Source organism: Micromonospora sp. WMMD712 (genome assembly GCF_029581295.1).
Lineage (GTDB): Bacteria > Actinomycetota > Actinomycetes > Mycobacteriales > Micromonosporaceae > Micromonospora > Micromonospora carbonacea.
The window spans coordinates 4,043,066-4,065,438 of the sequence record NZ_CP120743.1; the positions used below are offsets into that span (position 1 = coordinate 4,043,066).

Annotated in this window: 17 protein-coding genes; 4 read left to right on the forward strand and 13 right to left on the reverse strand. The window is 74.0% G+C overall.

Going from position 1 to position 22,373, the window contains the following annotated elements; translation table 11 throughout:
* Positions 1-49: 49 nt before the first annotated feature.
* From O7633_RS17425 to O7633_RS17480, 12 genes are all read right to left on the reverse strand, one after another.
* A complete protein-coding gene (locus O7633_RS17425) occupies positions 50-1,888 on the reverse strand; it encodes an ABC transporter ATP-binding protein (RefSeq protein ID WP_282323163.1) in 1,839 nt (612 codons plus the stop codon).
* Positions 1,885-3,996, reverse strand: a complete 2,112-nt coding sequence (locus O7633_RS17430) for an ATP-binding cassette domain-containing protein (RefSeq protein WP_282323164.1) — start codon at positions 3,994-3,996, stop codon at positions 1,885-1,887. Before O7633_RS17430 ends, O7633_RS17425 begins: the two co-directional genes overlap by 4 nt.
* Positions 3,993-5,981 carry an FAD-dependent oxidoreductase gene (locus O7633_RS17435; protein WP_282323165.1) on the reverse strand — a complete coding sequence of 663 codons (1,989 nt, stop codon included), beginning with the start codon at positions 5,979-5,981 and terminating at the stop codon, positions 3,993-3,995. Before O7633_RS17435 ends, O7633_RS17430 begins: the two co-directional genes overlap by 4 nt.
* Positions 5,978-6,772 carry an SDR family oxidoreductase gene (locus tag O7633_RS17440; RefSeq protein ID WP_282323166.1) on the reverse strand — a complete coding sequence of 265 codons (795 nt, stop codon included), beginning with the start codon at positions 6,770-6,772 and terminating at the stop codon, positions 5,978-5,980. The genes O7633_RS17435 and O7633_RS17440 overlap by 4 nt, the downstream gene beginning before the upstream one ends.
* Positions 6,769-7,917 (reverse strand): acyl-CoA dehydrogenase family protein, encoded by a 1,149-nt coding sequence (locus O7633_RS17445; protein ID WP_282323167.1) that lies wholly within the window; start codon positions 7,915-7,917, stop codon positions 6,769-6,771. Before O7633_RS17445 ends, O7633_RS17440 begins: the two co-directional genes overlap by 4 nt.
* The gene (aroA, locus tag O7633_RS17450; RefSeq protein ID WP_282323168.1) at positions 7,914-11,066 is read right to left on the reverse strand and encodes a 3-phosphoshikimate 1-carboxyvinyltransferase; all 3,153 of its coding nucleotides are present in this window, start codon (positions 11,064-11,066) and stop codon (positions 7,914-7,916) included. The genes O7633_RS17445 and aroA overlap by 4 nt, the downstream gene beginning before the upstream one ends.
* 21 nt (positions 11,067-11,087) lie before the next feature.
* On the reverse strand, positions 11,088-11,972 hold the full coding sequence (locus O7633_RS17455) for an SDR family oxidoreductase (protein WP_282323169.1): 885 nt from the start codon (positions 11,970-11,972) through the stop codon (positions 11,088-11,090).
* Entirely contained in the window at positions 11,969-12,226 is a 258-nt protein-coding gene (locus O7633_RS17460) for a phosphopantetheine-binding protein (protein WP_043960761.1), read from the reverse strand. The genes O7633_RS17455 and O7633_RS17460 overlap by 4 nt, the downstream gene beginning before the upstream one ends.
* A 30-nt stretch (positions 12,227-12,256) precedes the next feature.
* On the reverse strand, positions 12,257-13,387 hold the full coding sequence (locus O7633_RS17465; protein WP_074474872.1) for a radical SAM protein: 1,131 nt from the start codon (positions 13,385-13,387) through the stop codon (positions 12,257-12,259).
* Positions 13,388-13,406: 19 nt separating this feature from the next.
* Positions 13,407-14,126 carry a Phenylacetic acid catabolic protein gene (locus O7633_RS17470; RefSeq protein ID WP_176734421.1) on the reverse strand — a complete coding sequence of 240 codons (720 nt, stop codon included), beginning with the start codon at positions 14,124-14,126 and terminating at the stop codon, positions 13,407-13,409.
* Between the two features lie 112 nt (positions 14,127-14,238).
* The gene (locus O7633_RS17475; protein WP_282323171.1) at positions 14,239-15,813 is read right to left on the reverse strand and encodes a class I adenylate-forming enzyme family protein; all 1,575 of its coding nucleotides are present in this window, start codon (positions 15,811-15,813) and stop codon (positions 14,239-14,241) included.
* Positions 15,806-16,048, reverse strand: coding sequence for an acyl carrier protein (locus O7633_RS17480; protein ID WP_074474870.1), 243 nt, complete (start codon positions 16,046-16,048; stop codon positions 15,806-15,808). The genes O7633_RS17475 and O7633_RS17480 overlap by 8 nt, the downstream gene beginning before the upstream one ends.
* A 205-nt stretch (positions 16,049-16,253) precedes the next feature.
* Between O7633_RS17480 and O7633_RS17485 the strand changes: the two genes are divergently transcribed.
* Positions 16,254-16,763, forward strand: coding sequence for a helix-turn-helix domain-containing protein (locus O7633_RS17485; RefSeq protein ID WP_282323172.1), 510 nt, complete (start codon positions 16,254-16,256; stop codon positions 16,761-16,763).
* A gap of 34 nt (positions 16,764-16,797) precedes the next feature.
* Here the strand turns inward: O7633_RS17485 and O7633_RS17490 are convergent, their stop codons facing one another.
* Complete coding sequence (locus tag O7633_RS17490) at positions 16,798-17,622, reverse strand: SAM-dependent methyltransferase (RefSeq protein WP_282323173.1); 825 nt, start codon at positions 17,620-17,622, stop codon at positions 16,798-16,800.
* A gap of 451 nt (positions 17,623-18,073) precedes the next feature.
* Between O7633_RS17490 and O7633_RS17495 the strand changes: the two genes are divergently transcribed.
* The 3 genes from O7633_RS17495 to O7633_RS17505 are packed head-to-tail and all read left to right on the forward strand — an operon-like array spanning position 18,074 to position 22,318.
* On the forward strand, positions 18,074-19,141 hold the full coding sequence (locus O7633_RS17495; RefSeq protein WP_282323174.1) for an SMP-30/gluconolactonase/LRE family protein: 1,068 nt from the start codon (positions 18,074-18,076) through the stop codon (positions 19,139-19,141).
* Positions 19,142-19,176: 35 nt separating this feature from the next.
* The gene (locus O7633_RS17500) at positions 19,177-20,880 is read left to right on the forward strand and encodes a PQQ-dependent sugar dehydrogenase (RefSeq protein WP_278130058.1); all 1,704 of its coding nucleotides are present in this window, start codon (positions 19,177-19,179) and stop codon (positions 20,878-20,880) included.
* Positions 20,881-20,920: 40 nt separating this feature from the next.
* Positions 20,921-22,318 (forward strand): PHB depolymerase family esterase, encoded by a 1,398-nt coding sequence (locus O7633_RS17505; protein ID WP_282323175.1) that lies wholly within the window; start codon positions 20,921-20,923, stop codon positions 22,316-22,318.
* Positions 22,319-22,373: the final 55 nt, after the last annotated feature.

Here is a 22,373-nt window from a genome sequence, read left to right on the forward strand (position 1 = left end):
CTCCGGACTTCGCTGTGGCTGGTGGGCCGGACCTCGGCGTCCGCCCCGGTCACCGGTACGCCCTCGCCTGTAGCTCGAACATCTCCGCGTAGAGGCCGTCGGCGGCGATCAGGTCGGCGTGGCAGCCCAGCTCGGCGACCCGGCCGTCGGCGAGCACCACGATCAGGTCGGCGAGCTGGACGGTGGAGAAGCGGTGCGACACGAACACGCTGACCGCGCCGGTGGCGGCGGCGACCCGGGCGGCCTGGAGCCGGTACCGCTCGAACATGGCGTGCTCGGCCTCGGCGTCGAGGGCGGCGGCGGGCTCGTCGAGGACGACCAGCAGGGGGTCGTCGCGCATGAACGCCCGGCCGAGGGCGAGCTTCTGCCACTGACCGCCGGAGAGCTCGGCCCCGTCGGCGTACTCGCGGCCGAGCGGGGTGTCCAGGCCGGCTTCGAGCTGCCCGACGAGGTCGTCCGCGCCGGCACGCCCCAACGCGGCACGCACCGCCGGCTCGTCGTCGAGCCGGGGCAGGTCGCCGACGCCGACGGTCCGCCGGGCCGGCAGTTCGAGGCGTACGAAGTCCTGGAAGCCGGCCGCGATCCGGGCCCGCCACCCGGGCAGCGACAGGTCGGTCAGGTCGACGCCGTCGACGAGCACCCGGCCGGCGGTCGGGCGCAGCAGCCCGCAGACGAGCTTGACGAGGGTGGTCTTGCCGGCGCCGTTGTCGCCGACGATCGCCACGGTCGCGCCCGCCGGCAGGTGCAGGTCGAGCCCGGCGAGCACCGGCTGCTCCCCGCCGGGATAGCGCAGCTCGACGCCGACGAGCCGGATGCCGTGGCGCAGCCGCACCGGCGCCGGCGCGGCCGAACCGGCGGCGCCGGTCGGGTCGCCGGGACCGGCGGGCAGGGCACCGGGCCGGTCGGCGCGCTCCCCGGCCCGGACCAGCCCGTGCACCTCGTCGAGCCGCTGGTAGACGCTGCGCAGCCGCTGGAGGTCCTGGAGGACGCCGACCGCGGCGGCCACCTGCTGATTGACCTGCGCCGCGATGGTGATGACCAGGATGACGTCGCCCACGCCCCGGCGGCCGGCGACGGCGTCGCGCAGGATCAGGAGCACGGCGGCGATGTAGCCGCCCGCGAACGCCAGTTGCCCGAGCATGCGGACGAGGCTCGCCACGGCCTGCGTGCGCCACAGCCGTCGGGTGGCGTCCTGCCGGAACGCCCCGTGCCGGCGGCGCACCTCCTGCTCCAGGCCGAAGACCCGCAGCTCCTTGCCGGACGCGGCGTGGGTGGCGAGGCGGAACAGGCCCAGGGCCCGGCGGGTGGACTCGGCGCTGGCCTCCCGCGACCGGTCGACCATGCGCTCCGCCCACCGGCCGGCCAGCAGCGGCGGCACGGCGACCAGCGGCAGCAACAGCAGCAGCGGGTGCAGCGAGGCGAGCACCGCCGTCGTCAGCGTCATGGCGACGGCCAGGCCGACGCCGGTCAGCACGGCCTGGAGGCCGACGCGGAGCTGCTCGACGTCCTCCTCCAGGATCCTGACCTTGTCGGCGAACTCGGGCTGCTCGAAGTGGGCCATCCCGGCCGAGCCGTTGGTGGCGTCCATCAGCTCCTGGTGCAGGTGCAGGACGTCCAGCTCCGACAGCTCGAAGTAGGCGATGTGCGCGAAGTGGCCGAGGGTCAGGCCGGCGATCAGCAGCACCGCCACGGCGACCCCGGCGAGGCTCGCGGCGACCGGCCGCCCGGCGTTCGCGGCCTCGAACAGGACGCGCAGCATGATCGCCACCAGGGGCCACGCCGCCGCGCCGGCGACGACGAGGACCAGCGCCGTGACGGCCTTACGCCGGTCCTGACGCAGCGAGGTCCGCCACAGCGACCAGGCGGCCGACAGCAGTCCACGACTCATCCGGGGCTCCGTTCCTGTCCGATCTCCACCGGCCCGCCGTCCCGGCCGGCTGCGGCTGCCGGGGCGTCGCCGTCCCGGCCGTCCGGGTCGCCGCCGTCCGGGCCGTCCGGGTCGCCGCCGCCCGGGCCGTCCGGGTCGCCGCCGCCCGGGCGGTCGTCGAGGAACCGGGCCGCCTGCAACTCGAACAGCCGGGCGTACCGGCCGCCGTGGCGCAGCAGCTCGTCGTGCGAGCCCTGCTCGACGACCCGCCCCTCGGCCAGCACGACGATGTGGTCGGCGCGGCGCACGGTGGCGAACCGGTGCGAGATGAGGACCGTGGTGACGCCCGCCGTGGCGGCGATGATCTCGTCGAAGAACCGCGCCTCGGCGCGGACGTCCAGGCTGGCCGTCGGCTCGTCGAGGACGAGCACCGACGCGCCGTGGCGGACGGCGAACAACGCCCGGGCGATGGCGAGCCGCTGCCACTGGCCGCCGGAGAGGTCCACCCCGCCGCGTAGCTGCCCGGACAGCGGGGTGTCCAGTCCCTGCGGCAGCGCGTCGAGCGTGTCCAGGATGCCCGCCGCCTCGGCCGCCGCCCGGATGCCGGCGAGGTCACCGGCGTGTCCGGCGGCACCGAGCGCGATGTTGTCGGCGGCGCTGGCCTCGTACCGCAGGTAGTCCTGGAAGATCACGGCGAGGTTGCCGCGCCACCGCGCCACGGGTAGGGCGTCGACGGGCTGCCCGCCCGCGGTGATCCGGCCCGATGTCGGGGTCGCCAGCCGGGCGAGCAGCTTGACCAGGGTGGTCTTGCCGGCGCCGTTGAGCCCCACGATCGCGGTGCACCTGCCCGGGGGCAGGGTGAGGTCCAGGTCGGTGAACACGGGCGCGGACCGGTGCGGGTAGCGGTAGGACACCGCCTCGAAGCGGATCGGCCCGGCGGCGGGCGGCGGGCCCGGCTCCCCGGCCGGGCGCGGCGCGGGCGGGAGCGCGGGTGCCGGGATGGGGTCCGTAACGAGGGCGGGGTCGGGAACGAGCGCCGGGGCGGCGTCGGGAGCAAGGGCGGGGGCGGATCGGGCCCGCATGCCGGCGCGGAACTCGTCGACCGCGCGGTAGGCGTTCATGCCGAACTGGGTCTGCACGTCCGCCTCGGGATAGAACTCGCCGAGCTGGATCGCCGCCAGGACCGCCTGGACGACCAGCGCCAGCCGGGTGAGGTCGACGTCCCGCTGCCCGCCGGCCACGCCCAGCGCGGCGAGGACCGCGACGAGCACCACCAGCCCGAGGGCCGTGTAGCCGAAGTAGGGCCGCAGGTAGACGCGGCGGCGCTCGGCCCAGACCGGGCGCATCCAGTCCAGGTAGGCCGCCGCGTACTGCTCGCGCAGCCACGGCAGGAGGCCGAAGACGCGGATCTCCTTGGCCGCCGGCCTGCCGGTGGCGACGGAGCGGAAGTACGTCAGCCGGCGCACCCGGGCCACGATCGTGCCGTAGATCGCCGCGTACTTGCGCAGGCCGCCGCGTTGCCCGTGGCGGAACGCCAGGACGGCGGCGAGCAGGCCCACGCCCGCGAGCCAGGAGAACACCACGCCGACGACCACCGCGTACCCGGTGAGCTGGCCGTAGCGGGCGAGCAGCGCCAGCATCCCGGCGCAGGCGGCCCCGGGGCTCTGGATGCCCTGCTCCACCTCGCGGGACGCCTCGCTGAGCCGGTCGGTCAGCGCCCGGTCGTCGAGCGGTTCCATACCCGGGCTGCTCAGCGCGGCGGCCATCAGCTCGTCGGCGACCCACCCGTCGACGCGGCGCTGGACCAGCAGCCCGGTGGTGAGCTGGAGCTGGGCCAGCAGTTGCTGCGCGCTGAGCGCGGCGGCGGCGACGACGAACGCGGTCACCAGCCGCCCGAACGCGGGCGAGTCCACCCCGTCGCGGACGGCGGCGGGCAGCCGCCCGACGAGCAGGCTCGTCATCACGATGAACAGCACCGGCGCGGCGGCCAGCAGCACGTTGTTGACGACGGCGGCGGTCACCGCCGCCCAGCCCGCGCGCGGCAGCAGCCGCACGATGCGCCACCGGTCCACGGCGGTGCGCCGCAGCACGCCGAGCGCGGGAAAGCGTTCCGGCCCGTCGACGGTCATACCCGTTCCTCGATCCCCGCGAGTTGGCCGGCACGGTCCTGTGCGCGCCGGAACGCCTCCACCGCCACCGCGCCCTCGGCGAAGGCCCGCACCGCGTCCAGCCCGGCGGTGTCCCGCGCGCCGCCGACGACGTGGTGCCAGACGCCGGCCGCGCGCACCGTCGCCACGAGGCCGTCGTCGGGCACCTGCCCGGCGGCGATCACCACCGTGTCGGCGGGCACGACGCGCGGCCGCCCCTCGGCGTCGGCGAAACGCACCCCGGCCGGGCTGATCCGTAGGTCACGCACGCCGGGCACGACGTCGACCCGCTGCCGGCGCAGCTCGGCGAGCACCGCCCACCGGGTCGAGCGCCCCAGCCGGGCCCCGAGCCGGCGGCCCCGGTGCAGCACCGTGACCCGCCGCGCCGGACCGGCCGGGTCGCTGGCCAGGTGCGCCACGTCCACGGCGACGCCGCCCCCGCCGATGACGACGACGCGTTCCCCCAGCGCGCCGTCGGCGAAGGCGGCCGGGTAGCCGAGCACGTGCGGCAGGTCGCCGCCGGGGATCGGCACGGGCCGGGGCAGCACGCCGGTGGCCACGACCACCCCGTCGTAGCCGCCGAGCAGGCCCCGGTCGGCGGCGGTGATCCGGCGGCCGGTGTACAGCTCGACGTCGAGCCGGGACAGCTCGGCGACGAGGAACCCGGTCGCGGCGAGGTAGTCGGACTTGCCGGGCACCCGGCCCGCCAGCCGGAACTGGCCGCCGGGCTCGTCGTCGGCCTCGTACACGGTGACCCGGTGCCCGGCCAGCGCAAGCCCGTGGGCGGCCCTGAGGCCCGCCGGGCCGGCTCCGACGACGGCGACCCGGCGGGGCGACGCGGCGGGCGTCGCCGCCGGCTCGTGCTCGCGACCGACGCGGGGGTTGACCATGCAGGACACCGGCTCGTCGGCCAGCGACCGGTCGATGCAGGCCTGGTTGCAGGCCACGCAGACGTTCACCGGCCGGCCGGCGCGGGCGTTGGCGACCAGCGCCGGGTCGGCGAGGAACGGCCGCGCCATGGACACCAGGTCCAGCGGCGTGCCGGCGAGGACGGCCTCGGCCTGCGACAGCCGGTTGATCCGGTTGCTGGCCAGCACGGGGAGCGCGCCGACGGCCGCCTTGACCGCCGCCGCCACCGGCACCCAGTGTCCGGGCGGCACCACGGCCTGCACGGTGGGGACCGGGGACTCGTGCCAGCCGACCCCGACGTTGAGGGCGTCCGCGCCGGCGGCGGCGAGCGCGCGGGCGTACGCCAGGACGTCGTCGCGGGTGGTGCCGCCGACCAGCAGGTCGTCGCCGGTCATCCGCATGATCACCGGGAAGTCCGTGCCGACGGCCGCGCGCACGGCGTGGAGCACCGCCACCGGGAAGCGGGACCGCCGCTGCGGGTCGCCGCCCCACTCGTCGTCGCGGAGGTTGGTCAGCGGGGAGAGGAACTGGTCGAGCAGGTAGCCCTCGGAGCCCATGATCTCCACGGCGGAGAAGCCGAGGTCGCGGGCGTGGGCGGCCCCCCGGGCGAAGTCCGCGACCGTGCGCGCGATGCCGGCGGCGTCGAGCGCGGTCGGGGTGTGCCGGGAGAACGCGCTGTAGACGGCGGACGGGGCGACCGGGTGGGGGCCGCCCGCCGCCGGCCGGGCGTACCGGCCGGCGTGGAACAGTTGCAGGGCGAGCAGCCCTCCGGCGGCGCGTACCTCGGCGGCGACGCGCCGCAGCCGGGCGCGGAAGCGGGCGTCGTCGAGCACCCCGTAGCCCGGCCCCCCGGCACCCTCCGGGCTGACGGCCGCGCCGCCGGTGACCATCAGCCCGGCCCCGCCCCGGGCCCGCTCGACATAGAACGCCGCCAGCGCCGCGCCGCCGTCGTCGCGGGCCTCCCAGCCCAGGTGCATGGCCCCGGTGACGACGCGGTGCGGCAGCGCCAGCCGGCCGATCCGGCCGGGACGCAGCACGTGCTCCAAGCCGGTCGTCATGTCAGGGGGGCGGTCAGGTCCTGGACGAACGGCGGCGAGACGATCGACAGGCCGCCGTCGGCGACGATGGTCTGCCCGGTGATGTACTCGGCCGCCGGGGAGAGCAGGAACGCGACGACGTCGGCGATCTCCTGGGCGGTGCCCATCCGCCCCTTGGGGATCTTGGGCAGCACCGTGGACAAGGGGGCCATGCCGGGCACGTCGTAGAAGTACTGCGACGACTCCGTCTCGATGATGCCGCCGTTGACGGCGTTGACGTTGATGCCGCGCCCGCCGAACTCCAGGGCCATGTAGCGCACCCACGCCTCGATGGCGGCCTTGGCCGCGCCGAGGTTCGCGTACGTGGGGTAGGCACGGATGCTGCCGTAGCTGGACAGGGCCACGATCCGGCCGCCGTCGGGCATCAGCCGCACCGCGTGCTGGCAGCCGAGCACGAACGCGCGCAGGTTCATCGCGTACGAGCGGTCGAGGTGGTGGACCTTCAGGTCCATGATGTTCTTGAACGAGCTGGCCGCCGCGTTGCAGACGAAGTAGTCGATGGTGCCGAACTCCTGCTCGGCGGCGGCGAACAGCCTGTCGATCTCCTCGGGCTGCTCGACGTCGGCGGCCACGGTGAGCGCCCGGCCGCCGAGCTGCTCGACCTCCTTGCGGACCTGGTCGGCCAGCTCCGCGTTCTTCTTGTAGTTGACGACGACCGAGCCGCCGCCCCGGGCCAGGGTGAGCGCGAGGGCCCGCCCGATGCCCCGGGAGCTGCCGGTGATCAGTGCGGTCTTGCCGTGGTAGCTCGTCACCGTTGCCCCGCCAGGATCTCTCGTGCGATGACCGTCTTCTGGATCTCGTTGGTGCCTTCCTCGAAGCGCTGGGCGCGGGCGTCGCGGTAGACGCGCTCGATGGGGCTGCCCTCCCAGTAGCCGATGCCGCCGTGCGCCTGCAACGCCTTGTCGGTGACCCGGGTCAGCATGTCGACGGCGACCAGCTTGGCCATCGAGGACAGCGCGTCCGCGTCGGCGGCCCCCGCCTCCCACCGCCGCGCCGCGTGCAGGGTGAGCTGCCGGGCGGCCTCGATGTCGGCGGCGTTCTCGGCGAGCGCGAAGGCGATGGCCTGGCGGGCGGTCAGCGGCTTGCCGAAGGTGACCCGGCGGCGCGCGTGGGCGACCGCGAGCTCCTGGGCGCGGCGGGCCAGGCCGACGCAGGTCATGGCGACGCCGATGCGGCTGGGGGTGAGGAAGCCGCCGAGGGCGACCGCGAGGCCCGCGCCCTCCTCGCCGAGCCGGTTGGCCACCGGCACCGGTGCCCCGTCGAAGAACAAATGGGCGTGGTCGGTGCCGCGCACCCCCATGGTGTCGGCCATCGGCTCGACCCGGACGCCCGGGACGTGCCGGTCCACCATGAGCGCGACGGTGCCGTCCTTGCCGGTGGTACCGGCGAGCCGGGCGAACAGCAGCCAGTAGTCGCAGCTCACCCCGAAGGTGATCAGGTGCTTCTCGCCGGAGAGGAGATAGCTGTCGCCGTCGCGGACCACGCTGGCGCGCAGGTCGGCCCCGGTGCCGGCGGTGGGTTCGGTGAGGGTGAACGCCACCCGCAGGTCGCCGGCCACCAGCGGGAGCACGAACCGCTTGCGCTGCTCGTCGGTGGCGAACTGGTCCATCGCCCGCCAGACGCCGTTGCAGACGTGCACGATCATCCGCAGCGACGCGTGGGACATGGAGAACAGTTCGAGCAGCCGCAGGTACTGCGTGAAGGAGAGCCCGGCCCCGCCGTACTCGGCCGGGACGGCCAGCCGCAGGTAGCCACGGTCGCGCAGGTCGTCCCAGAGCTGCGGCGGCACCGCCCGGGTGCGCTCGATGGTCTCGGCGTATTCTTCGCCGGGCCCGCGGACGAACGCCTCGACCTCGCGGGCGAGCGTCGCGAACGCCTCGCCGTCGTCGTCGGTCACGTGGCCTCCTCGCTGATGATCTGCTTGAGCTGGTCTCGCAGCACGAACTTCTGCACCTTGCCGACCACGTTGCGGGGCAGCTCGGGCACGGTCTCCAGCCGCTCGGGCCAGTACTGCTTGGCGACCTTGCGCCCGTCCAGGAACCGCCGCATCCCGTCGAGCGTGAGCGGTTCCGGCGCACTCCCCGGTCCGGCCACCGGTCCGGTCGCCGCCGCCGGTCCGGCCGCCGGTCCCGCCGCCGCCGGTCCGGTTGCCTCCGGTGCCGGCTGCGGCACGACGAAGGCGCAGGCCCGCTCGCCCAGGCGCGGGTCCGGCATCGCGACGATCGCCACGTCGCGGACGGCCGGGTGGGTGTGCAGGAGCTGCTCCACCTCGGCCACCGGGATCTTCTCCCCGCCCCGGTTGATGACGTCGCGCACCCGGCCGGTGATCCGCACGAACCCGGCCTCGTCGATGACCGCCAGGTCCCCGCTGCGGTACCAGCCGTCGGGCGTCAGGGCGGCGGCCGTCCACTCGGGATGGTCGAGGTAGCCGGCGAAGAGGCAGTCCCCGCCCACCTCGAAGTTGCCCTCGGTGCCGGCGGGCAGGACGGTGCCGTCGTCGTCGGTGACCCGGATCCGCACGCCGCGCAGCGGGCGGCCGTCCGTGCCCCAGGCGCGGGCCGGCTCGTCGGTCGGCGCGGCGAGCGTGCCGAGGCAGGACTCGGTGGAGCCCCACGCGCCGCAGACCGCCGCCCCCAGGGTGCGGGTGGCCCGCTCGGCGAGGGCGCGGGGCACCGCCGCGCCGGTGGCGACGAAGACACGCAGCGCCCCGGGCGGCCCGCCGCCGGCCTCGACGGCGTCCACCAGGTCGGCGAGGAACGGCGTGGCGGCCTGGACGAAGGTCGCGCCGGTGCGGTGCAGCGTGGCCAGGGCGGCGGGCCCGCTCCAGATCGGCTCCAGCACGACCGGCGCGCCGAGGACGAAGCCGACCCACATGCCGTAGAGGAAGCCGGTCTGGTGCGCCAGGGGCGACGGCACGTACAACCGGTCGGCCGCCGTGAGCCCGAGGTGGCGGGCCTGCATGGCCGCCGCGCGGGTCAGCGTGTCGGCGCGGTGCAGCACGCCCTTGGGCTGGCCGGACGTGCCCGAGGTGAACATGAGCTGGGCGAGGGCGTCGGGGGCGGGCCGGCGGGCGGAAAGGGCCGCCGCGTCGGGGCGCTGCCGGGCGAGGGCCGCGTCGAACCGCTGCCACCGCGCGGCCGGGCCGGCCTCCGGTGCCGCACCGGGCGACGCCGGGCCCGCCGGCTCCGGCCCCGGGGACGCCGCACCCGGGGACAGCGCGCCCCCCGCCGGCAGCGGGCCGTCGCCGCCGACGACGAGCACGTGCGCCACGGCCGGCGCGCCGGGCACGGCCAGCACCGCCGCGGTCTCGGCGACGTGGTCGCGCCCCCGGAAGGCGGCGGGCACCACGAACACCCGCGCCCGCGAGCGGCGCAGCAGGTCGTCGACCTCCCGCTCGCGGAAGAACGGCATCATCGGGCAGCAGACGGCGCCGACGCGCAGGGTGGCGAGGGAGAGCACCACGAACTCGTGCCAGTTGGGCAGCTGCCAGGCGACCACCTCGCCCGGGGCGACGCCCAGCTCCAGCAGCAGCGCCGCCGCGGCGTCCGCGCGCCGGTCCAGCTCCCCCCAGGTGAGTACGCCGCCCGGCCGCCCCGGCGAGGCGGCCTCGATCACGGCGGCGGTGCCCGGGTGGGCGCGGGCATGCCGGCGCACCAGGTCGGCGGGGCCGGTGGCGGCCAGCCGGGCCGGGGACGGCAGCGCCGCCGGGCGGGCCGGCTCCCGGTCGGCCGGCGGCCTGTCGACCGGGGCCCGGTCGACGGACATGTTCAGGCCGACCGCGTTCATCTGGTCGAGGAACTGCGGGTAGGAGATCCGGTGGGCGTTGGGGTAGGTGAGCCGGCTCTCGCCGGAGGCCCGGGACGCGGCCACGGCCAGGGCCATCAGCACCCGGTGGTCGTTGAACGACGACAGGTCGGCCTCCCGCAGCCGGTCCACGCCGTCGCAGACGAGCCGGTCGGCGTCCAGCCGCACCCGCCCGCCCATCCGGTTGAGCTGGAGCATCGCGGCCACCCGGTCGGACTCCTTGAGCCGGACGTGCGCCACGTTCTCCAGGACGGTGCTGCCCCGGGCGTGCGCCCCCAGCACGCTGAGCACCGGGAGCATGTCGGGCACGGCGCGGCAGTCGACGCGTACGCCGGTCAGCCGGGACCCGTCGTGCCGCACCCGGGTCCAGCCGGTGGCCGGGTCGCGCAGCAGCGGCAGGCCCATCTCGCGCAGGTGGTCCAGCAGGTCGGCCTCGGGGTGGTCGACCTCGCCCGACGGGCCGGCCGGCAGCCCCCGGAAGAGGACGTCGGACGGGTGCAGGGCCGCCGCCGCCAGGCCGAAGGCCGCCGCGCCGACGTCGGGCGGCAGGTGGATCTCGGCGGGGGTGGCCCGCTGCCCCGGCTCGATCTCGAACCGCCGCCCGTCCGCGCCGACGCTCACGTGCAGGCCGAACCGCCGCATCATCGCGATGGTCAGGTCGACGTAGGAGCGCTCGTTGAACGGGCCCACGACGTCGACCACGGTCGGGCCCGTGGCGAACGGGCCGACCAGCAGCAGGCTGGAGATCCACTGCGAGAGGGTGCCCGGGATCTCCACCCGGCCCCCGGTCGGCGGGCGGGCCGGCACCCGGATCGGCAGGAGCCCGCCGGTGGACCCGATCTCCACGCCGATGCCGGCCAGCGCGTCGAGCAGCGGGCCGATGGGCCGCCGCCGGAAGTACTTCTGGCCGGTGATGGTGACCGGCGACCCGGCCAGCGCGGCGAGCCCGGTCAGGAAGTAGAGCGTCGTGCCGGAGCTGCCGACCGAGACCTCCCGGCGGACCGGCCGGTAGGGGCCGCCCCGCACCACGAACGTGTCGTCGTCGACGGTGATCGAGGTGCCGAGGTCCCGCAGGGCGGCGATGGTGTGGCGCACGTGGCCGGCGCCGCAGGCGCCGTGGATGCGGCTCGTGCCGTCGGCGAGCGACGCCAGCATCAGCGCGCGGTGGGCATGGTATTTCGATGCCGGTATGTCGAGTTCCCCCACGAGGGGTTCGCTGGTCCCCTTGATGACAAGACGCACGGTCGCTCCCCGCAGTGTGTGTCAGCCGGTCGCGGTCTCGCCGCGCGACGCCGTCGTCCCGCCGGCCGGTGCCGTCACGGTGGGGGGCACGCCGGTGCCCGCCGCCGGCGACACGCCGACCCCGCCGAAGACGGCGTGCATGCCGCCGTCGGCGTGCACCACCTGCCCCGTGGTGTGCCGGGACAGGTCCGACAGGAGGAACAGGACCGCGCCGACGACGCGCGCCGGGTCGGCGCGGTCCCAGCCCAGCGGGGCCCACCGCTCGTACTGGTCGGCCAGCTCGGCGAAGGTGCGCACCCCGCGCGCCGACACGGTCTCGACCGGGCCGGCGGCGACGAGGTTGACCCGGATGCCGGACGGCCCGAGGTGCAGCGCGAGGTAGCGGGCGACGGCCTCCAGCGCCGACTTGTAGACCCCCATCCAGCCGTAGCCGGGCAGCGCGCGGGTGGAGTCGACGGTCAGGCCGACCGCCGCGCCGCCGCCCGGCGCGCGCGCGAGCAGCGGCGCGAGCGCGGTGGTGAGCTGCTGGAAGGAGTACGCCGACGCCCGGAACCCGTCGAGCACGCCGCTGGCCGGCGCGCTGACGAAGCCCGGGCCCAGCGCGTCGGGCGGCGCGGCGGCGATGCTGTGCAGCACGCCGTCGAGCTGCCCCCACCGGCTCTCGATCTGCTCGGCCAGGGACGCGACGCTCCCGTCGGACATGACGTCCAGGTCGAGCACCTCGGCCGGGGACGGCAGCAGGTCGGCCACCTTGCGGGTGATGCGGGCCACCCGACCGAACGAGGTCAGGACGACCTCGCAGCCCTCCCGTTGCAGGGCCGCCGCCACGTGCCAGGCGATCGACTCGTTGTTGAGGACGCCGGTGACGAGGTAGCGGCGCTTGTCCAGGCTGAGCAGGGAGGTCAATGTGACGCGCCCGCGACGATCCGCGTGACGAGTTGCCCGATGGTGACGTCGGCCAGCTCGCTGCGCGGGATCTCCACCTTGAACTCCTTGACGACCATGGCCATCAGGTCGGCGACGTCCAGCGAGTCGATGTCGAGCTGGTCGAACTTGGCGTCCGGGGTGATCGCCTCCTCGTCGACGCCGAGGTCGATCAGCTCGACGCGGAGCCGGTCGGCGACGACGGACTCGGTGATCGGGGCAGAGGGGGAAGACATGCGGGGCACTCCTTCGGTCGGGATGGTCGGCTACGCGGCCAGCGGCGCGCGGCGGGCGAAGTTGGCGTGGTGCCGCTGCGCCCAGTACCACTGCCGCCAGTAGCTCTCCGCCAGGTCGAGCCAGGTCTCCAGCCGGCCGACGTCGTCGAGGAACCGGTTGGCGCTGACCAGGAGCCAGCTGTAGACGCCCTGGCTGTCGCGGCAGTCGGCGCAGTTGCCGGACGTGCAGCAGAACTGGAGGGTCTGGTAGTCGGCGCCGTAGACGGCGAAGCCGTCCAGGACGGGGTTGCCGTTGGCGATCCGGTCGGCGTGGTCGGGGTGCTCGACGCTGATGCTCGGGCAGACGTCGTAGCCGAACTGGCCGCCCCAGTGGCTGCGCCCGGTGATCAGCGTCTCGATGAAGTACGGGTGGCTGACCACCGTCTCCGGGTACTTCTCCTTGATCCGCAGCGCCTCGGCGAGGGTGCGCTGCTCGTTGTCGATCCGCAGGGCGTGGTCGCTGCCGTGGTCGGAGTAGAAGTTGAAGGTGACCTGGTTGCCGTTGTCCTGGATGGCCCGCACCGTCGGCTCGACGTACTGCAGGCCCTCCTCCGACAGCGCGTACACGAAGATGACGCGCGGGTCGTTGCGGTAGTGCCCGAGGGCGGTCTCGAAGAGCCCGGTGAACGCCGACCCGTTCGGGCGGTAGCCGCGCAGGGAGTCGTCGAGCGGGCCGCCGCCGAACAGGCTGATCGCCACCGCGACGTCCTCGAACCCGGCGCGCGGCAGCGGCCGGATCCCGTTGGTGGAGATCGTGACGTACGGGAGCCGCTCGACGAACGGCACGACCCGGTTGAGCACGAGCGTGGGCTCGCCGCCGATGAGCGTCGCCTGGGTGACGCCCCGGGCGACGAGCGAGTCGACGAAGTCGGAGATGACGACGGGGTCGGACGTCTCCGGGACGGCCGCGTCGAAGCCTCCCTCGAAGTACCAGCAGCCCTTGCACCGGATGTTGCACGTGGTGGTCAGGTGGACCTCGGACGCGGTGACCCGCAGGCCCATGTCCCGGACGGCGGCGAGCCGCGCGGCCAGGTCGGGGCGGCCGGCGAGCAGCGCCTGGAGCCGGGCCTTGGCCTCCTTGCGGGAGGGCGGGCGTGGATTGATGGCGACAGGGGTGGGCATGACGCGGTCGTCCCTTCCGTCAGTCCGGTACGACGAGCCCGAGGGAGTGGATGCGGGGCGTGACCGTCTGCAACCACTTCTCCAGGGCCTCGCGGTTGGTCGTCCGGCGCAGGCCGAACCGGACCGCCCGCTTGGAGCGCTCGGAGTCCGGCGTGCCGAAGAGGCCCTGGAACACCGGCCACAGGCGGTTGAGGCCCGCCTGGAGCTGCTCGCGGCCCTCGTCGGTGGTGGCCAGGTTGCGGCAGACGCGCGCGCCGTGGGCGATGTGGATCTTCTCGTCGAGGATGATCGTGCGGACGGCGTCGGCCCAGGGCTTGTAGCTGCTCTCGGCGAACTCCCTGATCATCAGCAGGGCGCTCTCCTCGCCGATGTAGGAGTAGATCCCGCGCTCGGCCCACGTGGTGCACTGGTGCAGGCGCTTGTCGGAGAAGAGCCGCCGCTCCTCGATCGTCTGCTCCTCCATGTAGGTCGTGTCGATGCCGATCTCGGCGAGGACCCGCTTGCCGATCTTGTAGTGGTCGTACTCCTCCGCCGCCCGCTCGGCGCACACCTGGCGCTCCTCGGCGTTGGGGGCCAGCGGGATGAACATCATGGTGTAGTCGTCGCCACCGGAGAGCTCACCCTCCGTATTGATCATGACCTGACTGATGAGCGCCTTCTGGTACGCCCGCGGCATGCGCTTGAACTCTTCGGGGGTGCGCACCACGACTTCCTCGTCGTCGAGGATCTCGACTGACATGACAAACCACCTCCTGTCGACTAAAGCCCGAATGGTGCCGGCCGGAAAGAATGGGATCTGCCGCACCGTTACGGCATTCCCGCCGAATCGCGTGGAGTTCTGGTGGCCCGAATCAGGTCCGGATCGGTGCGAGGCTGTCGACCGCCAGCCGCTGCACTTCCGGCCGCTGGATCTTCCCGAGCGGGGTACGCGGAAAGGCGTCGACGCCGATCTCCTTGAGCGCGACGAACCTGCGCGGCACCTTGAACGGGCTCAGGAACCGCAGCAGCGTCGCGCGCCAGGCGTCGTCGTCGGCGACGGCGCCGGGCAGCAGCGTGTAGACGAGGATCAGCTCCACGCCCGTGACCGGGTGCGGCAGCGCCGCGACGACGGCGTCCTCGACGCCCGCCAGGTGGGGCACGGCGTTCTCGATCTCGGCGGGGTAGACGTTCTCGCCGCTGACGATGACCATGCTGTCGATCCGGTCGACGATGGACAGCTCGCCGCGCTCGTCGAGGTGCCCCAGGTCGCCGCTGCGCACCCAGCCGTCGTCGAGCCGCTTCGCGGTGAGCTCCGGCGCGGCCTCGTAGCGGGTGAAGATGCTCGGGCCGCTGAGCAGGACCTCGCCGTTCTCGCCCGGCGGGGCGTCCCGCCCGTCCGGGCCGACCACGCGCACCCGGGCGAACGGCACCGGCAGCCCGGCGCTGCGGCGCTCCCCCGGCCGGCGGTCGCGCGGCTCCACCGTCGTCAGGGAGGTCATCTCCGTCATGCCGTAGACCTGGTGGACGCGGATGCCGAAGGTGTCCTCGAAGCGGTGGATCAGCTCCGGGCCGAGCGCCGAGCCACCGGCGAGGACGCCCTTGAGGCTGCCGGTCGCCGGCCGCTCCGGCCGCTCCACCAGGTTGGCCAGGTAGGCGTTGACGACCAGCGTCCACGTCGGGCGGTGCCGGTCGACGTAGTGCCAGAACCGCACCAGCGCCGTCTCGGACCGCACGCAGACCGACCGGCCGCCGCTCCACAGCGGGGTGAGCGTCGGGAACCCCTGCCCACCGGCGTGGAACAGCGGGACGACGTTGAGGAAGACGTCGTCGGGGCCCGCATCGGCCCACTTCACCATGGCCAGGGAGTTGGCGAGCAGGCTGCGGTGCGACAGCACGACGCCCTTGGGTACCCCGGTCGAGCCGGAGGTGTAGACGATCTCCGCGTCGCCCGACCCGCCGTCGCGGGGCGCGGCCAGCTCCCCCCGGTACGCCGCGCCGCGCGCCAGCACGTCGGCCAGGAGCGCCTCGGCGTCGTCCACGGCGACCCGGCGCGGCCCCGGGCCGATCTTCGCGAGGACCGGCGTGGGGGCGAGCACCAGCGCGGGCGCGCAGTGCGCGAGCAACGCGTCCAGCTCTCCCGGCCCCGACTTCGGGTTGAGCGGCACGAGCACGCGCTGCGCGGCGATGACGCCGATGAACAGCAGCGCCGTCAGCGAGGTGTTGTGCATGACGACCGCCACCCGGCCGCCCGGCGGCACGCCGTGCTCGTCGAGCAGGGCGGCGCAGCCCCGGGTGAAGGTCAGGACGTCGGCGAAGCTCGCCGTCCGGCCGCCCGGCTCGGCGGGGACCAGGTAGGGGCGGTCGCCGTGCCGCTCGGCGGCGGCGCGGACGAGGTCGAGCAGGTTCGTGGTGACCGCGAGATCCGGCTCGTCGAGCGGACTAGGCATGTGTGCTGTCGCTGCCGGCGGCGGCCCCCACCAGGTCACAGAGGCGGTTCACCGTGGGGTTGTCGAAGATGACGTCGACGACGTCGACCCCGTAGGCCGTCTCGACGCGGGTCACGATCTCCACCGCCGCGACCGAATCCATGCCCAGCGCGACGAGGTCCTCGTCCGGGCCGAGGGTGGAACGGTTCAGCACGTCGGCGCAGATGGATGTCATCTTCAGTTGCAAATCGGTCATAGTCACTGAAGCGGCCTCCATGTCAATGTGATTCCACGGGCCACCGCGACCTTGCAGCAGCGAGCGAATCCCACGCTTGGGAACTCGTCGGGACCATACCCAGGGGGGCTGACGCTGTCCAGAAGGGACATCGATTCGTCCCACCACCTGCGACGTCCGGATATCTGCGCCACAAATTCGTTTACATATATGTACGATCGGCCGCATGGGGGGAAGAGGCCGGCCGAAGGCCGAGCTGATGCTGAGCGACGAGGAGCGGGCACGGCTGGCGCGGGGCGCCCGGGCGGCCCGCTCGACGCAGGCGTACGCGCTGCGCTGCCGGATCGTGCTGGCCTGCGCCGACGGGGCGAGCAACGCGGAGGTCGCGGCCCGGTTCGGCGTGTCACCGCCGACCGTGGGCAAGTGGCGGTCCCGGTTCGTGGCGCGCGGGCTGCCGGGCCTCGCCGACGCGCCGCGCGCCGGCCGGCCCCCGACGATCGGGCCGGGCCGGGTGGAGCAGGTGGTGGCCGCCACCCTGGGCGCGCAGCCGGAGCGGGCGGCCCGCTGGTCCCGGGCGTCGATGGCCGCGCACAGCGGGCTGTCCGCCTCGACGGTGGGGCGCATCTGGCGACGGTTCGAGCTGCGGCCGCACGTCCAGGACGGACACCGGCAAGCCGCCGACCCACGGTTCGCGGGGCGGGTCGGCGGCCCCTGTCGGCATCCGCCGGGACCGTGAACGAACTTCCGGCGCGTGGCTGCGCCGGACGGGCTCAGAGCTTGCGGGCCACCCCACCGACGATGGTGTGGTAGGTGGCGGTCTGCTGGCGGTCCTCCTCGCCGTCCGGACGCCACTCCGCCAGCGGGACCAGCCCGGGCGGCAGCAGCTCCAGGTCGCCGAAGAAGCCCATGATCTCCGCCCGGGTGCGCCACCGGCCGGTGCCGAGGGTCTCGTTGAACACCTTCTCCACCGCCCGCGCCCGCTCCGAGACCTCCGGCTGGGCCTCGCCCGGGTCGTGGAAGTGGGAGATGGCCAGGTAGCTGCCGGGAGGCAGGGCGGCGACGAGCCGCCGGGCGACGCCGGCCGGGTCGTCATCGTCGTTGAGGTGGTGCAGGATCGCCAGCAGCAGCAGGCCGACCGGCTGGTCGAAGTCGATCAGCTTGCGTTCGGTGAGCTGCGCCAGCAGCTCGTCGGGCCGGCGGGCGTCACCCCCGAGCACGGTGGTGGTCCGGGCGTCGGCGAGCAGGGCCCGGCCGTGGGCGAGGGCCATCGGGTCGTTGTCCACGTAGACCACCCGGGCGTCCGGGTCGACCTCGTGGGCGATCTCGTGCACGTTGCCCTGGGTGGGCAGCCCGGAGCCGATGTCGAGGAACTGCCGGATGCCGGCCTCGGCCGCCAGGAATCTGACCGAACGTCGGAGGAAGGCCCGGCAGGCCCGCCCCGCCTCGGGACCGTCCGGCGTGACCTGCATGGCCATCTGGGCGGCCTGCCGGTCGACCGCGAAGTTGTCCTTGCCGCCGAGGTAGTAGTCGTATACCCGGGCGATGCTGGGCCGGGTGGTGTCGACGCCCGGAGGCGCCACCTTTTCGCTGGTCAACGCTTCGACCCCTCCGTACACGGCCATGGTCGCTCACACACTGGCGGGGAGACCACACACGACACCCATGGCTGCCGAACCGACGCCGGCCCACGAAAGATGGGACCGGATGTGCCCTGAGGGTAGATGAGCAACCCCGAAACGTCGATTCCACCCACGACAGTCCGGACGGCCGGGGCACAGAAGTTGCCCACCTCGGCGGCGGTCCATTGAAGCGTGGCGATGTTACCGGGTCATTTCGCCGAACTCAAGCGCCGCGGCCCACCCCGCCCCACATGGGAAGTTGGCGGCAACCAAATCATGCAGATCGATGGATTAGGACTTATGCTGCCCGATGTCCCCATCGCGCCCGACGGGCCCGCCCGCCACCACCCGAGCCAGCCGGCGGATCCGTCGCCGCGCCACCCCGCGCCCGCCAACGGCGGCGGGCCCTCGCCGATCGGAGTCCCCGATGGTCCCGACTCCCACACTCGCCGCGCTGGCCAGCCTCTGCCTCGCCCTGCCCGCCGCCGTCCCGGCGGGTGCCGCCGCCGCGCCGCCGCAGCTTCTTCGCGCCGGCCATGTGAGCGCTCACACCGCGACCGCGCTGGCCGGGCCACCCGGGGCGCCGCCCGGTGTCTGCCCGGCCGACGCCAGCTACGGCCCGCCGCTGCCGACGACCTCGGTCACGGCGGCGAAGATCCGGGGCGGCTTCTCGTTCCTCGAAGGGCCGGTCTGGCTCGCCGACCGGGGCTACCTGCTGGTGTCCGACATGGGCGCGGCCACCGGGCCGGAACGGGTCCAGCCGTCGACCATCCGCCGGTTCACCCCGCCGGCGACCTTCGACACGTTCCTGGCCAACTCCGGCAGCAACGGGCTCGCGCTCAGCCCCGACGGGCGGCAGCTCGTCGCCGCGACGCACGACCAGCGCAGCGTCTCGTCGTACCGGATCGACGACCTGACCCGCGGCGTGGTCGCCGCCAACTACCAGGGCCGGGCGTTCAACTCCCCGAACGACGTGGCGGTCCGCTCCGACGGCGTCGTCTACTTCACCGACCCCAACTTCCAGCGCGGGGCCCGCGCCGACCAGATGGGCGGACGCACCAGCGTCTTCCGCGTCTCGGGCGGGCAGGTGTCGCTGGTCGACGACGCGCTGCGCCAGCCCAACGGCATCGCGCTCTCCCCGGACGGCGCGACGCTCTACGTGGGCGCCTACGGCGAGAACAAGATCTACAAGTACGCCGTCGCGCCCGACGGCAGCACCGGCCCCCGCAGCGTCTTCGTCAACTACGTCGGCGGCCCGGACGGCGCGACCGTCGACTGCGCCGGCAACGTGTACTGGGCGTCGGGCTTCGACGGCCTGGTCCACGTCTACTCGCCCACGGGCGTCCAGCTCGGCACCGTCCGCTCCGGCGCCTCGGGCACCACCAACGTGGCGTTCGGCGGCTCCGACCGGCGGACCCTCTACGTCACCTCGGGCCCGACCAACGACTCCGGGCTCTACAGCGTGCGGCTCAACGTGCCCGGCTACCCGTACTGACCGCCAGGCTCCACCCCCCGGAAGGGACGAACAACGTGCCAACCCGCTCCCGCGCCACCCTCGCCCTGCTGGCCGGCGCCTGCGCCGTCCTGGCCGCCGCGCCCGCCGCCGCCGCGCCACCGCCGGCCGGCGGGTCGACGGCCGCAGCCGTCCGGCCCGCCGCCGACACCAGGCCGCCCACCCCGCCGACCAACCTGCGCAGCAGCAGGCTGACCTGCCAGTCCGTCACGCTCACCTGGTCCGCGTCCCGTGACGACGTCGGCGTCACGAACTACGACGTCTACCACGACGGTCAGCTCGTCACCTCCGTCGGCGGCAGCACGCTGACCGCCACGCTCACCGTCGCGCAGGGCGTCACCTGGGGCTGGTACGTCAACGCCCGGGACGCCGCCGGCAACGTGTCGCAGGCCAGCGCCACCCTCACCGTCACGCCGCCGTTCTGCCAGGTCGACACCCAGCGGCCCAGCACGCCGACCAACCTCGCCGCCACCGTCAACGGCACCGACGTGCGCCTGACCTGGTCGGCCGCCACCGACAACGTCGCCGTCACCCGGTACGACGTCCTGCGCGGCGGCACGACGGTCGGCTCCGTCACCGGCACGGCCGCCAACCCGCCCGCCACCACGTTCACCGACACCGGGCTGGCGGCGAACACCCAGTTCAGCTACACGGTCGTCGCCCGCGACGCGCAGGGTAACGCCTCGGCGGCCAGCGCCGCGGTGAGCGTACGCACCGGCTCGGCCTGCACGAGCGCGGTCTGCGGCACGACGGTGGTCACCACCGAGCGGGACCTGCCGTGGGGGCTGGTGCAGCTCTCCGACGGCACCGTCCTGTACGGGCGACGCGACCTGTTCGACGTCGTCGCCATGAACCCCGACGGCACCAACAAGCGCAGCATCGGCACGGTGCCGAACGCCGCCGGCACCAACGGCGAGGGCGGCGTCCTCGGGCTGGCCGTGGCGTCGACCTTCGCCACCGACCGGTGGCTGTACATCTACCACACCACGGCGACCGACAACCGGATCGTCCGGATGCGCTACGACGGCACGCTCCAGACGAGCAGCCTCCAGGTGCTCGTGACCGGCATCCCGCGCAACAAGTACCACAACGGCGGCCGGCTGCGCTTCGGCCCCGACGGGATGCTCTACGCCGCCACCGGCGACGGGCAGACCCCGGACCGCGCCCAGGACGTCAACGACCTGGCCGGCAAGGTGCTGCGGATCCGCCCCGACGGCACCGTGCCGACGGACAACCCGTTCGGCAACCAGGTGTGGAGCTACGGCCACCGCAACCCGCAGGGGCTGGCCTTCGACTCCCGGGGCCGCCTCTTCGAGCAGGAGTTCGGCAACAACGTCATGGACGAGACCAACATCATCGTCCGGGGCGGCAACTACGGGTGGCCGGCCTGCGAGGGCACGGTCGGCGACTGCGCCAACCCCAACTACCTCGCGCCGGTACGCACCTACCCGGTCGCCGACGCCTCGTGCAGCGGCCTCGCCATCGTCCGCGACGTGGTGTACCTCGCCTGCCTGCGCGGCAACCGGATGTACCGGGAGGTGATCAGCGGCGACACCCTCACCGACGTGCAGCAGTACTTCGTCGGCACCTACAGCCGCCTGCGCACCGTCGAGCCGACCATCGACGGGAACCTGTGGCTGACCACGAGCACCGGCGGCGACAAGGACAGCGTCCCGAACAACAGCAACGAGCGGATCCTCAAGGTGACCCTCGGCAGCTAGCCCCACCCACCACCATCCCCGTCCCACCAGATCGGAGCCCATGTCCGTGAAACGTCTTCTCAGGGCGGTGGCGGCCCTCGCGGCCGTGCCGCTGCTCGCCATGACGGTGCTGATGGCCGCGCAGCCGGCCTCGGCGGCGGCCCTGACCCAGGTCACCAACTTCGGCAACAACCCCAGCGGCCTCAACATGTACCTCTACGTGCCCGACAACGTCGCGCCCAGGCCGGCGCTGCTGGTGCTGATCCACTACTGCGGCGGCTCCGGGCCGGCGATCTTCAACGGCAACGGCCGCGACTACGTCACCGCCGCCGACCGGTACGGCTACATCATCGTGCTGCCCGAGGTCACGCGCAGCAGCAAGTGCTTCGACGTCTACTCCCCGCAGGGGCTGCGGCGCGGGGGCGGGAGCGACTCCGACGGCATCATCTCCATGGTCAACTACGCCAAGCAGCGGCACAACGTCGACCCCGCCCGGGTGGTCGTCAGCGGCTTCTCCTCCGGGGCGATGATGACCAACGTGATGGCCGCCGAGTATCCGGACGTGTTCGCCGCCGGGTCGGCGTTCAGCGGCGTGCCCGCCACCTGCTTCGCGACCGGCAGCAGCACCAACACCTGGAACAGCCAGTGCGCCGGTGGGCAGATCACCAAGACCGCCCAGCAGTGGGGCGACGCCGCCCGCGCCATGTACCCCGGCTACACCGGCCGGTACCCCCGGATGCAGTTCCTGCACGGGACCACCGACACCACCCTGTCGTACGTCAACTTCGGTGAAGAGATCAAGCAGTGGACCAACCTGCACGGGTTGAGCCAGACGCCGGCGTTCACCGACCGCCCCCAGTCGAACTGGACCCGCACCCGGTACGGCGACACCGGCACCCGGGCGACGGTCGAGGGCATCAGCATCAGCGGCGTCGGGCACGAGCTGCCGCAGGCCGGTCAGATCGCGTACTCGATCGCCTTCCTCGGCCTCGACGGCACCACCACCACGCCGACCCCGACCCCGACGACCCTGCCGCCTACGACCCCGCCGCCCACGACCCCGCCGCCGGCGGCCGGGGTGATGGTCGTCGGCACCCAGTCGGGCCGCTGCCTGGACGTGCCGACCAACGGCGGCAACGGCGTCCAGATCCAGCTGTGGGACTGCCACGGCGCCGCCCAGCAGCGCTGGACCTACACGGCGGGCCGGCAGCTCCAGGTGAACGGCACCAAGTGCCTCGACGCCAGCGGCGGCGGCACCAGCAACGGCACCCCGGTGATCATCTGGGACTGCCACGGCGGCGCCAACCAGCAGTGGAACGTCAACGCCGACGGCACCGTCACCAACGCCCAGTCCGGGCTCTGCCTGGACGCCAGCGGGTTGGGCACCGCCAACGGCACGAAGATCATTCTCTGGTCCTGCAGCGGCCAGGCCAACCAGCGCTGGACGCTGCGGGCCTGATCCACGCGCCTCGGGGAGTCGGCCGGACGGCCGGACGACTCCCCCGGAGCGGCCC